At 41.4% G+C, this 12,328-nt stretch carries 15 protein-coding genes and 1 pseudogene; 9 read left to right on the top strand and 7 right to left on the bottom strand.

The features are described 5' to 3' along the window. Nucleotides 1–24: 24 nt before the first annotated feature. The 3 genes from RG959_RS23225 to RG959_RS23215 are packed head-to-tail and all read right to left on the bottom strand — an operon-like array spanning nucleotide 25 to nucleotide 1,443. Nucleotides 25–594 (bottom strand): DUF2199 domain-containing protein, encoded by a 570-nt coding sequence (locus RG959_RS23225; RefSeq protein ID WP_342799173.1) that lies wholly within the window; start codon nucleotides 592–594, stop codon nucleotides 25–27. Nucleotides 595–620: 26 nt separating this feature from the next. Next, entirely contained in the window at nucleotides 621–767 is a 147-nt protein-coding gene (locus RG959_RS23220; RefSeq protein WP_342799172.1) for a hypothetical protein, read from the bottom strand. Between the two features lie 28 nt (nucleotides 768–795). Continuing rightward, nucleotides 796–1,443 (bottom strand): GAF domain-containing protein, encoded by a 648-nt coding sequence (locus RG959_RS23215; RefSeq protein WP_342799171.1) that lies wholly within the window; start codon nucleotides 1,441–1,443, stop codon nucleotides 796–798. 491 nt (nucleotides 1,444–1,934) lie between these two features. On the opposite strand from RG959_RS23215, the gene RG959_RS23210 reads away from it, so the two are divergent. From RG959_RS23210 to RG959_RS23180, 8 genes and pseudogenes are all read left to right on the top strand, one after another. After that, the gene (locus RG959_RS23210) at nucleotides 1,935–3,074 is read left to right on the top strand and encodes an acyl-CoA dehydrogenase (RefSeq protein WP_342799170.1); all 1,140 of its coding nucleotides are present in this window, start codon (nucleotides 1,935–1,937) and stop codon (nucleotides 3,072–3,074) included. Nucleotides 3,075–3,120: 46 nt separating this feature from the next. Continuing rightward, complete coding sequence (locus tag RG959_RS25260) at nucleotides 3,121–3,300, top strand: hypothetical protein (protein ID WP_369335199.1); 180 nt, start codon at nucleotides 3,121–3,123, stop codon at nucleotides 3,298–3,300. A 114-nt stretch (nucleotides 3,301–3,414) separates the two neighbouring features. Then, a pseudogene (locus RG959_RS25255) lies at nucleotides 3,415–3,959 on the top strand (AMP-binding protein). 262 nt (nucleotides 3,960–4,221) lie between these two features. Then, nucleotides 4,222–5,556, top strand: coding sequence for an acetyl-CoA carboxylase biotin carboxylase subunit (locus RG959_RS23200; protein ID WP_342799169.1), 1,335 nt, complete (start codon nucleotides 4,222–4,224; stop codon nucleotides 5,554–5,556). A 48-nt stretch (nucleotides 5,557–5,604) separates the two neighbouring features. Continuing rightward, nucleotides 5,605–5,817 (top strand): acetyl-CoA carboxylase biotin carboxyl carrier protein subunit, encoded by a 213-nt coding sequence (locus RG959_RS23195; protein ID WP_342799168.1) that lies wholly within the window; start codon nucleotides 5,605–5,607, stop codon nucleotides 5,815–5,817. Nucleotides 5,818–5,861: 44 nt separating this feature from the next. Beyond that, entirely contained in the window at nucleotides 5,862–6,764 is a 903-nt protein-coding gene (locus tag RG959_RS23190; RefSeq protein WP_342799167.1) for a hydroxymethylglutaryl-CoA lyase, read from the top strand. 41 nt (nucleotides 6,765–6,805) lie between these two features. After that, nucleotides 6,806–7,588 (top strand): enoyl-CoA hydratase, encoded by a 783-nt coding sequence (locus RG959_RS23185; protein WP_342799166.1) that lies wholly within the window; start codon nucleotides 6,806–6,808, stop codon nucleotides 7,586–7,588. 29 nt (nucleotides 7,589–7,617) lie between these two features. Further along, complete coding sequence (locus RG959_RS23180) at nucleotides 7,618–9,162, top strand: acyl-CoA carboxylase subunit beta (protein WP_342799165.1); 1,545 nt, start codon at nucleotides 7,618–7,620, stop codon at nucleotides 9,160–9,162. Nucleotides 9,163–9,231: 69 nt separating this feature from the next. On the opposite strand, the gene RG959_RS25675 is transcribed toward RG959_RS23180, so the two are convergent. From RG959_RS25675 to RG959_RS23160, 4 genes are all read right to left on the bottom strand, one after another. Then, on the bottom strand, nucleotides 9,232–9,447 hold the full coding sequence (locus tag RG959_RS25675) for a hypothetical protein (protein ID WP_483298922.1): 216 nt from the start codon (nucleotides 9,445–9,447) through the stop codon (nucleotides 9,232–9,234). A gap of 81 nt (nucleotides 9,448–9,528) precedes the next feature. Then, nucleotides 9,529–10,182: a 3-oxoacid CoA-transferase subunit B gene (locus RG959_RS23170; RefSeq protein ID WP_342799164.1), complete on the bottom strand. Its 654-nt coding sequence runs from the start codon at nucleotides 10,180–10,182 to the stop codon at nucleotides 9,529–9,531. 23 nt (nucleotides 10,183–10,205) lie between these two features. Beyond that, nucleotides 10,206–10,919: a CoA transferase subunit A gene (locus RG959_RS23165; protein WP_483298921.1), complete on the bottom strand. Its 714-nt coding sequence runs from the start codon at nucleotides 10,917–10,919 to the stop codon at nucleotides 10,206–10,208. Between the two features lie 156 nt (nucleotides 10,920–11,075). After that, complete coding sequence (locus RG959_RS23160) at nucleotides 11,076–11,273, bottom strand: hypothetical protein (RefSeq protein ID WP_342799163.1); 198 nt, start codon at nucleotides 11,271–11,273, stop codon at nucleotides 11,076–11,078. Between the two features lie 88 nt (nucleotides 11,274–11,361). Between RG959_RS23160 and RG959_RS23155 the strand changes: the two genes are divergently transcribed. Further along, entirely contained in the window at nucleotides 11,362–11,754 is a 393-nt protein-coding gene (locus tag RG959_RS23155) for a PaaI family thioesterase (RefSeq protein ID WP_342799162.1), read from the top strand. Nucleotides 11,755–12,328: the final 574 nt, after the last annotated feature.

Raw genomic sequence — 12,328 nt, 5'->3', positions numbered from 1 at the left:
TTAGAGCTCCTCATCTGTTTTAGGTCAAGTGTACGTGACCTTAATTTTTCTGTCCAGATAAGTGTAGACGCTCCAAGAAGATATTTCTACACCGGAGATATATGCTTTGATGTTATGGGAAATAAAAAGTTCCTTTGCTGGAATAAGAAAGGATTTTATCAAATTGAGGAGCAGCTTTATTTCAAACTCATATGTAAATCGTTTACCATCTGATCTAAAATGAATTCTTGCTTTTAAGTTTACGGTGTCGGGATAACAAGGCAGAGCAGTTGAAAACCAGCCAATCATTGGTTCTAGTGATTCTTGCTCATCCCAAAAGTTTTCTACCGTGTTGAAGTTAGTCTTGCTTAGTGAGACCCATGCACCCCCTATTAGATGTTCGTCGGTGCCTATTACCGGAATTTCAAGACAACCACGAATAAAGGAGTGCTCATTATCTAGAATACATAAGTCATCATCTAGTTCAAACCTATCCTCTCGCTCTTCAGGTTCAGCATCATAGTAATAGACGGGAGCTGGGTTCCCATAGCTTGTAGGAAGTTCTTCGTGAGATATACCGCAGCAACTGCGAGTATATCCCCCAATTTTAGTCATGTGGTTCCTCCATCAGTTTTAAGTTCCTATTTAATATTCCCGTTATAATTTCTTTCTCGCTGATACACTTCTTCAAGGATCTCTGCCGCAATATCCTGCATACTCTTGCCTGATAGTTCTCCTTTTTTCCGCAGCCAGTCCTTAATATCTACCGAAAGTGAAACCGACAGCAATTCCTCCTCCGATTCAACGCTGAGTGCCTCATATTCCGGAACATACCGTACACGCTTCAAGTGATTCAATGATAAGTTTGGCCTGTTGTTTAATAAAATTAAGAGTCTCATTAGAGAAAGATGAATCATAAGCTGAAGCAATTAGTTCACCTAATTTATCAAATAGCAGGGTGTGTTGACCAATTGTTTGATGTATATACGTAATGATTGATTGGAGCCCTTCCCCCTGTAAAACAAGATTTGCTAAACTCCTGTGTATAGCAATAGAATGGGAAAGCTTGCGCACGGTTTTCTCTTTTTCTCGGTAAAGACTCGACTTCTCCAAAGCTACTGCAGCTTGATGACAAATCGCCTCTAAAAGATGGATATCTTCTTGTTTAAAGTGTAAAGATAATTGAAAAGAATCTGAAGCGGTAATTCCAATAAAGTAATATTTTAACATAATAGGAAACTGAATTACAGATGTGGAATGAAAATTTTTTGGAATAGAGTTTCTTAATAAATCATAATTATTTGTGGATAAAGTTGTCAGTGCTTTTTTTATTTCTCCTTTGTCAGGAAAAGTGAGGCATTTTCTTATGGCGAAAGTCTTACCAGTCGTTGATTCATCGGGTTTTAGTCTAATTTGTCTAAAAATCTGAGGATAGAACAGGTCTTGAGCTGATTTAGCGATCAAACAGTTCTGGTTTTTTATCGTATAGCTATAAAGACCCTCCATCCGCAGCATCTACGGCAGAATCGTTTTAATCATAATTGAACAAAAAATTAGCGCCGCATTCCCCTTCAAAATCTTTGGTTTAGTAGGGGTTAGGCGCTAAGGTCTTTACTCTCCCTGTTCTTCTACCTTTTTTTCTTACACCGATTGCCGATTCTTACTTATCATCACTCATACTAATTCTCTTTTCGTTTTACAAGTGATTTTCATTTTGATACGATTCCACAATTTTTTCTCTCAATTTTCAGGAGGATGAACATGGTGCTGTATTATCTAATTCATTAGAATGTTTGGAAAAATTAGAAATCTATTTAATTTTAGTATTTTATTGAATAAATTGGAATAATAACATTCATTAACTAAATTATCCGATTGAATTAATATTATTTTTCTAATACAGGATAATTACTTAAATGTTTCAGAAAAGCGAAAAAAGAAAGGGCTGAAGATAAATGGATTTTGATTTAACGAAAGAACAAGCTATGATACGTAAGTTGATTCGTGATTTTGCAGTAGCTGAAGTTGCTCCCGGAGCAGATGAGAGGGACCGTACAGGTGAATTTCCAAAGAAGATATTCGAGCAATTAGCGGGACTAGGTATGATGGGTCTTCCTTTTCCTGAACAATATGGGGGCGCTGAGGCAGATACAATCAGCTTTGCCATTGTTGTAGAAGAGTTAAGCCGTGTATGTGGATCTACAGGTATTACCTACTCTGCACATATTTCTTTAGGAGGAGCACCTATTCATTTATTTGGTACGCATGAGCAAAAGGAGCAATATTTAACTCCACTATGTACAGGGGAATACCTAGGGGCTTTTGGCTTGACTGAACCAAATGCTGGTTCTGACGCAGGAGGCACACAAACGACTGCAACGCTTGATGGGGATCAATGGATGCTTTCTGGTTCTAAATGTTTTATAACCAATGCAAGCTATGCCCAAAACCTCGCAATTACTGCTGTCACTGATCGATCAAAAGGAACGAATGGAATTAGTGCGTTTATTGTGCCTACTGATACAACTGGCTTTACTGTCATTAACAATTATGAAAAGATGGGTCTTCACGCTTCAAATACAACAGAGTTAGTTTTAGAAAATGTAAGCGTTCCTAAAGAAAATATCCTTGGTGTAGAAGGAAATGGTTTTAAACAATTTTTGGCCACTCTTGATGGCGGGAGAATTGGCATTGGGGCGATGGCTGTTGGAATTGCTCAGGGAGCTTATGAAAAGTCACTTCAATATGCGAAAGAAAGAAAACAATTTGGCAAAAGCTTATCCGCATTCCAAGCTATTCAATTTAAGCTTGCTGATATGGCTATGAATATTGAATTAGCACGCAACATGGTTTACAAAGCTGCGTGGTTAAAAGATCAAGGAAGATCATTTAAAAAGGAAGCTGCCATGGCTAAATTATATGCTTCGGAAATATGCATGAGAGTTTGTGATCAAGCCGTACAGATCCATGGCGGATATGGCTATATGAAAGAGTATCAAGTTGAGCGGTTCTTCCGTGACGCCAAACTTTTAGAGATTGGAGAAGGAACCTCTGAAATACAACGAATGGTTATAGCACGTGAAGTGGGTTGTTAAGAAAGAACATTATTAAATATCAATATTAAAGAGGCGAATCTCCTGAATGGGTGAGGCAATGCAAGTCACGCTAGGAAAGTTGCTGGAGCAGGTGGCGATTGAGCGTCCTGAACATGAAGCAGTTGTTTATCCTGACCGAAACCTTCGTTATACCTATAAGCAGTTCGATCACTTTTGCAGGAAAGTGGCCAATGGATATATGAAGTTAGGAATTAAAAAAGGGTGATCATCTGGCCATAGGTGCAACGGGATTTCCTAAAGGTGTCATGCTCACACATATAAACTTGGTCAACAATGCAATGAATATAGCACCTGCATAAATTTGACTCATCAGGACCGCATGTGTATACCGGTACTTTTCTTCCACTGTTTCAGTGGTGTACTTGGAACAATGACTTGCGTATGTGTAGGAGCAACCATGGTTCCGGTTCAAGAATTTGATGCATTGTCTGTTCTGAAAGCTGTGCAAAATGAGAACTACACCGCTTACACGGAGTGCCCACCATGTTTATCGCTGAATTAAATCATCCCGGCTTCAATGAATTTGATTTATCATCTTCACAAACAGGGATCAGGGCCGGTTCTCCTTGTCCGACCGAAATTATGAGAGCGGTTACAGACAGATGGAGGAATCGGGGAATTACTATTGTTTACGGTCAAACTGAATCCTCCCCTGGTATTATACAAACTCGAACGAATGATCCGATTGAATTAAGGGTACTCACCGTCGGTCGTGCCTTGCCGAATGTAGAGGTGCAAATCGTCAATCTTTCCACTAATAAAGAGGTGCCATTTGGGGTTCAAGGCGAGCTATGTACTTGTGGTTATCATGTAATGAAAGGCTATTATAAAAACCCAGAAGCAAAGAAGGATGCAATCGACTAGGATAGATGGCTACATACAGGAGACTTGGCGGTCAGGGATAAGAATGGATACTGTAAAATCACGGGTCGTTTAAAAGATATGATCATACGCGGAGGGGAAAATATTTCATTTCAAAATTTCACGTTACATCGAGTTTTGTTCTGAGTTCCCAATGACTGCATCCGATAAAATTCATGAGTTTAAACTTCGGGAGATGCAGGTCGGATTCTAAACTTGCAACGTGAAATTTTAATTAGAGACATACAGTAAAGGGAGGTAAAGTATGTTTAAAAAGGTTTTGATTGCTAATCGTGGAGAAATCGCAGCTCGGGTTATGCGAACATGTAAGTCGTTAGGTGTTGCTACGGTTGGAGTTTACTCGGAAGCCGATATGGAGGCACCACATGTGAAAATGGCAGATGAGGCTTACTTGCTTGGAGGACCAAGGGTAGCAGAAAGCTATTTGAACATCGATAAAATTTTAGAAATTGCCCGATTTTCTAAAGCAGAGGCTATTCATCCCGGATATGGTCTTCTTTCAGAAAATACGGAATTTTCCCGCCGTTGTGAGGAAGAGGGGCTTGTATTTATCGGCCCTTCCCCTGAAGTGATTTCCCGGATGGGCAGCAAAATTGAAGCGAGGAAAGTAATGGAAGAAGCGGGTGTTCCAATCGTTCCGGGAATAGCCTATCCATTAGCAGATGCGGAAGAAGCGGTGCGGGTAGCCGATCATATGGGGTACCCGGTTATGCTTAAAGCCTCAGCCGGTGGAGGCGGTATTGGGATGCAAATTGTTGGCAATGCAGATGAGATTCACAAAGCATTTGCTGGAAACCAAAAACGAGCGACAGATTTTTTTGGTGATGGTGCAATGTATATAGAGAAATATATAGAAAATCCAAGGCATATTGAAATCCAAATCCTGGCTGATGGATTTGGGGATACCGTTTACTTATGGGAACGTGAATGTTCGATACAGCGCCGCAATCAGAAAGTAGTCGAGGAAGCACCATCATCGTTTCTAGATGAAGTTACTCGCAGCAAAATGGGAGAAGCAGCAGTAAAAGCGGCCCAATCAATCAAGTACCGGAATGCTGGGACGATTGAGTTTTTAGTTGATGAAAATAAGAACTTCTACTTTCTTGAAATGAATACCCGTCTGCAGGTGGAGCATCCGGTCACAGAGGAAATTACTGGATTGGATTTGGTTGCTGAGCAGCTTCGGATTGCAGCGGGAGATTCACTAGGTTTTGCACAGGATGATGTTAAACGTGAGGGACATGCGATTGAGGTAAGAATCTATGCAGAGGATCCTAAAACGTTTTTTCCATCTCCAGGAACCATCACGAAATTATCCTTACCTGAAGGTCCGGGGGTTCGGCATGAATTAGCTGTACATGGTCAATCGGTCGTTACGCCTTTTTATGACCCGATGATTGCAAAGCTTGTGGTAAGAGGCAAGAATCGCGACGAGGCGATTGACTGTTTGCAGGAAGCGCTAGCCCATTATCAAGTTGAGGGGATTAAAACAAATATTTCAATGTTACAAAAAGTTGCCGCGCACCCGGCATTCCGTGCAGGAGATACGACAACCAGCTTTGTGACAAAGTATTTATAAGGAAACCAAGAAACCGCAATGAACCGCGGGGAATAGGGGGTAATAAACGTGAATAAATTGTTAGCAAACATGGCAGGGACTGTATGGAAGATTCTTGTGAAAAATGGGGATCGGGTAAAAGAAGGGCAGGATGTGGTTATCTTAGAATCAATGAAGATGGAGATTCCAATTGGAGCCGAATTTGATGGGACTGTCAAAGAAATAAAAGTCAATGAAGGAGATTTTGTTAATGAAGGAGACGTGCTAGTTGAATTTGAATAAAATTCCACAAAAAGATTTTGGATGGGATGAAGTGAGGGATAGCGATGAATTGGCCAGCAAGTGTAACGATAAAAGAGGTAGGACCGCGGGATGGGTTACAAAATGAGAAGGTTTTTGTTTCGACGGAGGATAAAATTGCTTGGATCAATCAATTGTCTTCCACTGGATTGAAATATATTGAGATTACTTCCTTTGTTAATCCAAAGTGGATCCCTGCCCTGTCTGATGCTGTGGAGGTGGCAAAAGGTATTACGCGAATGCCGGATGTAGTTTATACAGCTCTTGTTCCGAATCGTAAAGGGTTGGAACGGGCGCTGGAATCCAACATTGATGAGGTAGCTGTATTTATGTCAGCCAGTGAAACACATAATCAAAAAAATATTAACAAATCCATTGAGGATACATTTCCTATTTTAAGAGAAGTGGTACAACAATCACTCTCAGTAGGAAAGTCTACTCGAGGATATATTTCCACAGTATTTGGATGCCCTTATGAGGGCATCGTTCATATAGAGAAGGTCATTAGGGTTTCAGAAACGTTGTTTGAGATGGGAATTGGAGAGTTGTCACTTGGTGATACCATCGGTACAGCAAATCCGAAGCAAGTACAAGAAGTGTTAGAGGTCTTGTTAAAGCGTTTTCCTTCAGATAAATTTGCTCTACACTTCCATGACACTCGTGGTACAGCTTTAGCTAACATCCTAGTATCGTTAGATATGGGAATAACCTCATTCGATGCCTCCCTTGGTGGACTGGGAGGATGTCCATACGCACCTGGGGCATCTGGCAATGTATCTACAGATGATTTTCTTTATATGCTGAACGGTATGGGGATTTACACAGGAGTGGATCAGAAAAAGCTACTTTCCGCCTCGCGTTTTATTCAGGATAAGATAGGAAGGCCTTTACCTAGCCGAAGTCTGCAAGCCTGCGGCATAAATAAATAGGCCACGGGTTAATCAATCTTCGTATAGGAGGGAGAAAGAAGATGGATAAAGCGGTAGTGGTTTCAACAGTAGCAAATGGAATTACCCTCATTACTTTAAACCGTCCAGAAGCTGCTAACGCATTATCGATACAAATGTTGAGCGAACTTCGAGAAGCAATTGCTGCATGTAAATTTGATTCATCAGTGCGCTGTGTACTAATCACTGGAGCCGGGGAGAAAATCTTTTGCGCAGGAGCAGATTTAAAAGAACGGGCCGGAATGGATCTAAGTCAGGTACGTAAAACTGTTTCTCTAATTCGTGAAAGCATTAATGAGTTAGAAGCTTTGCCACAACCAGTCATCGCAGTCCTGAACGGAGTCGCTTTGGGAGGAGGAATGGAATTGGCACTGGCTTGTGACATCCGGATTGCTTCAGAAACAGCAAAGTTCGGCCTTACAGAGACCTCGCTTGGAATTATTCCAGGTGCAGGCGGAACACAACGTTTGCCGCGATTGGTTGGAAAAGGGCGAGCCAAAGAGCTCATTTTCACTGCTAGACGGGTTGATGCCAGAGAAGCACAAGAGATTGGGTTAATCGAGTATGTAACACCGGCAGACTCACTTCTGGATAAAGCATTAAGTATAGCCAATCAAATCGTTCTGAATGCTCCCATTGCTATTGCTCAGGCGAAGTTCTCCATAGATAAGGGAATGAATGTAGATTTGAGTACCGGGCTTTCGATTGAACAAAATGCTTATGAATTAACCATTCCTACAAAAGATCGGTTAGAAGGCATACAAGCTTTCAAGGAAAAAAGACCTCCTGTATTTATTGGAAAATAATATGGAAGTTCAAAAAAGGAGGAAAAACAATGTCATCTGATGGGAAACCGATGCAGCAAACATTACAGGAAAGAATGGAACAGATTCAAAAAGGTGGAGCACTTAAATACCATCAGAAAAATCAGGAACGGGGCAAGCTGTTTGTTCGTGACCGCTTAAAGCTATTGTTTGATCAGGGGCTGAAGGTGGAGGATGCCTTATTTGCAAACTGCTTAGCAAAAGATCTACCTGCTGATGGTGTAGTGACAGCGATGGGGAAGATCAATGGACAGATTGTCTGTGTGATGGCTAATGATTCGACTATAAAAGCGGGCTCTTGGGGAGCGCGGACCGTAGAAAAAATTATAAGGATTCAAGAAACGGCTGAAAAATTGAATGTACCGCTCATCTATCTTGTAGATTCTGCAGGGGCGCGTATTACGGATCAAGTAGAGATGTTTCCTGGGCGCCGCGGAGCTGGCCGAATTTTTTATAATCAAGTTAAACTTTCAGGTAAAATACCGCAAATCTGCATCTTGTTTGGTCCGTCAGCTGCAGGTGGAGCTTACATCCCTGCATTTTGTGACATTGTTATCATGGTGGACGGAAATGCCTCCATGTATCTCGGATCCCCGAGGATGGCAGAAATGGTTATTGGAGAAAAAGTCACGTTAGAAGAGATGGGCGGTGCCCGCATGCATTGTTCAGTTTCAGGATGCGGAGATGTGCTAGCTAAAACTGAAGAAGAAGCTATTGCGATGGCTCGAGATTATCTCTCTTATTTTCCTGCTAATTTTTCTGAAAAACCGCCTGCTCAGGAAGCTTTAGCACCTAAGCATTTCGAGAAAACGTTAGAAGAGCTCATCCCATCCAACCAGAACACTCCATTTAACATGTATGATCTTATCAATGGAGTAATTGACGAAGGGTCATTTTTCGAAATCAAGAAGCTCTTTGCCAGTGAACTTATTACAGGTTTAGCCCGAATGGATGGAAAGCCGGTCGGTATCATAGCCAATCAGCCGCGAGTTAAGGGTGGAGTACTATTTCATGATACAGCGGATAAGGCAGCTAAATTTATCACCCTTTGCGATGCATTTCATATTCCACTTCTGTTTCTCGTTGATGTACCTGGTTTTATGATCGGTACCAAGGTAGAACGTGCAGGTATCATTCGCCATGGTGCAAAAATGATTTCGGCTATGTCAGAAGCGACTGTACCTAAAATATCAGTTATCGTCCGTAAAGCATACGGAGCAGGACTCTATGCCATGTGCGGACCTGCGTTTGAACCGGATTGTTGTCTTGCTCTGCCTACAGCTCAAATTGCGGTTATGGGACCAGAGGCTGCGGTAAATGCTGTATATGCCAATAAAATTGCCGAGTTACCGGAAAATGAACGGACCTCTTTTATTGAACAAAAACGGGAGGAATATAAGCAGGATATTGATATTTATAGACTAGCCTCTGAAATGGTTATCGATGGGGTTGTTCCGGCTAATTCGTTACGCGAAGAGTTAGTAACTCGGTTTGAGGCATATTCATCAAAGTATGTTATCTTTTCTGAACGAAAGCATCCGGTGTATCCGGTTTGACCTATGTATTATTTATATAAAAATTATTTTTAAAATAACATTTATTAAATGTCGTTCACTTGCGTTAAATCAATGTTGTTTTGTTTCTTCTTCATTATATAAAATAAACCTGATTAAAAGTAGAATACATCTAGTGAGAAAAGTTGAAAGCAGCCGTTCGGCTGCTTTCATTTGGGCAATGATCATAACCAGAACCTTTTTGCCTTCTTTTTCAGCACGTGTGTTGCTCATTAAAACAAGTACAGCAGCTCCGTCGTTAACACCAAGGGCATTTCCTTCGGTAATCGTGCCGTCTTTGCCAAAAGCAGACCGCAGAATTTACCTATAGGTGTCCGCGCACCGTCAATGATCACTGTTTTTGTCATCTTATTGCACCTCTGAATGAGAAGGGGAAACGGTAAAGGAAGCCTCTGTTTTCTCTTTCACCTCTTCTACTGTAATGCCGCTGGCTGTTTCCATAAGAACCATGCCTTCGAGTGTAAAATCAAAAACGGCAAGATCGGTAATCAGGCGGTGTACCACTTTTTGGCCGGTAAGAGGAAGGGAGCATTCTTTTTTAATTTTTGATTCACCATGCTTATTCATATGCTCCATGACTACAACGACCCGTTTTGCGCCGTTGACAAGATCCATGGCACCTCCCATTCCTTTCACCATTTTGCCTGGAATCATCCAGTTGGCCAGATCCCCATTTTGGGACACTTCCATTCCGCCGAGAATGGCAAGGTCAATATGACCTCCTCGGATCATGGCAAAGGATTCCGCACTGTCAAAAAAAGAGGAGCCTGGGACAGTTGTAATGGTTTCTTTTCCTGCGTTAATCAAATCCGCGTCTTCCTGGCCCGCGAGCGGGTAAGGGCCAATGCCAAGCAATCCGTTTTCTGACTGCAGCAGTACGTTAATATTGCCCGGTATCTCGTTGGCAACCAGGGTCGGCATGCCAATGCCCAGATTGACGTTCATGCCATCTTTAATCTCCTGTACGGCTCTTTTCACAATTGTTGAACGTGTATCTTTCATGTTTATTCACTCCTTTTCTCCAGTTATAAGTGGACAACTGTCCGCCGCTCAATCCGTTTTTCGTAGCCGGTGCCGAGGAGGAGGCGCTGGACGTAAATGCCTGGCGTATGAATTTCATCAGGGTCCAGCTCACCGGCCTCCACAATTTCCTCTACTTCAGCGATGGTAATTTTCCCAGCCATCGCAGCCAGGGGATTGAAATTGCGGGACGTTTTTCGATAAATAAGGTTGCCCAGCGTATCTGCTTTCCAGGCTTTGACAAGCGCAAAGTCCCCGACAATACCTCGTTCCAGCAGACAAGTTTTTCCGTCAAATTCCTTCGTTTCTTTGCCTTCGGCGACCGGTGTTCCGATGCCTGTGGCTGTATAAAACCCTGGAATGCCAGCTCCGCCTGCCCTCATCCGCTCCGCAAGTGTTCCCTGTGGTGTCAGCTCTACTTCCAGTTCCCCGCTTAAATACTGCTGTTCAAAAATTTTATTTTCGCCTACATAAGAGGAAACCATTTTTTTAATCTGCCTGTTTGCCAAAAGAAGACCCAGCCCCCAGTCATCTACACCGCAATTGTTGCTGACAACGGTTAAATTCTTTGTGCCTTGTTTCTTTAAAGCCTGAATGGAGCACTCGGGAATCCCGCATAATCCGAAGCCGCCGACAATTAATGTGGAGCCGTCCTGAATGTTTGAAATCGCTTTCTTAAAAGAAGTGAGTAGCTTGCTTGATTTCATAATTATGGCCATTCCTTTCGCTCCGCTCAAGGCACAAAACGAAATGAAATAAGTTTTGTGCCTTGAGCGTTATTTTTTATTAATCTATAGCCATAGGGATAACAGTCAACTACAAATCACGCGGAGGTGAGTGGGCTGGGCCATTCCATTCCTGGAGTGACTGCATAATTATATGTGTAGATTGCCTTTCGAAGCACAAATAAGTGTGAATTCGAGCACGCAGACTTTATTGGCCACTGAAACCTGCTGATAAAGCAGATCCATCACTTGATAGGTGATGGAATAGGCAGCCGGCTGATTGAGCACCGCGTATCCAGGCTTCGTGCTGCGCTTGCCCATTTCAATGGAATAGTCAGGTGTTAACATTTTTATGAAACCGTTATAATTAAAAGAGCAGACTAATACCTGCTCTTTTTGATCGCTTTTAGAAACTAAAGTAAGGAGAAAATACTCTATGGTAAAAGAATACCAAAATAACCCTTTCCGTAACCTTCTAAAGGTAAAAGAAATTAATGTGTCAGATGGAGCTGCAGAAGTTAGAATTGATTTGTTTCCAGACCTATTCAACTTTTCAGGAAATGTTCACGGAGGAGTACTAGCTTCTCTTATAGATATTTCTATCGGGAGTGCTGTTCGATCAACATTATATGAGAATCAGCGGTCTTCAACAGTTGAACTGAAAATTAATTACATAAAGCCGGCAAATGGAGCATTTCTATTAGCAAAGTCATCGTTATCGCATAGAGGAACAACCTTAGTTGTGGGAACATCTGAGATCTTTAATGATCAAAATCAATTGGTCGCAATAGGGACAGCGACCTTTTTCATTAAGGAGTCTGCCTGTTAAAAATATTAAATCAATGCTTGAACAAGAGAAAAGACATCAAGTTAGCGAGCGTTTGTGTACCTAATCAAAAGTATACTTTTGATTAGGTACACTTTTGTTATTTATAAAATGTGTTTGGTAGGCAAGTTAACGAACAGCGTAGTTTTAATAGGAAAATCATCTTGTATCTGAATGTGTTCTTATACTAAATGGATTGAATCTTTTCCCGCTTTTAAAGGCGTGTATTATTTATATTTTCTAGCCAGGGTGTTGAAATCTATATTTGTCAGGATCGATGCTTTTCAAAAAAGATGTTTTTTCTGAAGGTCCTTTTCCCATTTTCGTTGTTTACAGCAAAAATAATCGTAGCGGCATCATATTTGCCACTTCTTATGAAGAACAATCTCTCCATATTGGACCTTCTACAAGAGGAGAAAACTACATATATTTATGTATAATTAATTATATGTAAAATTCAAATAAATTAATTGAAAAATCTAAACAGCAAAGGTTCCCTAGGGACCGTCAATAATTTTGTGTAAATGGCGAATCCCTTTTCTTGCAAACTGTCATTTAATCAGTCGTTTTAAACATG

Origin of the sequence: Domibacillus sp. 8LH (assembly GCF_038806185.1) — a bacterium.
Classification (GTDB): Bacteria; Bacillota; Bacilli; order Bacillales; family Domibacillaceae; genus Domibacillus; species Domibacillus indicus_A.
Note: the sequence above shows the minus strand (reverse complement) of the source record. Positions and strands in the feature narration are given on the sequence as shown.

Coding starts and splice junctions, on each gene's coding strand:
- RG959_RS23225 (WP_342799173.1), bottom strand. CDS start 594: ATGACTAAAATTGGGGGATATACTCGCAGTTGCTGCGGTATATCTCAC.
- RG959_RS23190 (WP_342799167.1), top strand. CDS start 5,862: ATGAATTGGCCAGCAAGTGTAACGATAAAAGAGGTAGGACCGCGGGAT.
- RG959_RS23185 (WP_342799166.1), top strand. CDS start 6,806: ATGGATAAAGCGGTAGTGGTTTCAACAGTAGCAAATGGAATTACCCTC.
- RG959_RS23170 (WP_342799164.1), bottom strand. CDS start 10,182: ATGAAAGATACACGTTCAACAATTGTGAAAAGAGCCGTACAGGAGATT.
- RG959_RS23180 (WP_342799165.1), top strand. CDS start 7,618: ATGTCATCTGATGGGAAACCGATGCAGCAAACATTACAGGAAAGAATG.
- RG959_RS23155 (WP_342799162.1), top strand. CDS start 11,362: ATGGTAAAAGAATACCAAAATAACCCTTTCCGTAACCTTCTAAAGGTA.
- RG959_RS23160 (WP_342799163.1), bottom strand. CDS start 11,273: ATGTTAACACCTGACTATTCCATTGAAATGGGCAAGCGCAGCACGAAG.
- RG959_RS23200 (WP_342799169.1), top strand. CDS start 4,222: ATGTTTAAAAAGGTTTTGATTGCTAATCGTGGAGAAATCGCAGCTCGG.
- RG959_RS23165 (WP_483298921.1), bottom strand. CDS start 10,919: ATGGCCATAATTATGAAATCAAGCAAGCTACTCACTTCTTTTAAGAAA.
- RG959_RS23210 (WP_342799170.1), top strand. CDS start 1,935: ATGGATTTTGATTTAACGAAAGAACAAGCTATGATACGTAAGTTGATT.
- RG959_RS25260 (WP_369335199.1), top strand. CDS start 3,121: ATGGGTGAGGCAATGCAAGTCACGCTAGGAAAGTTGCTGGAGCAGGTG.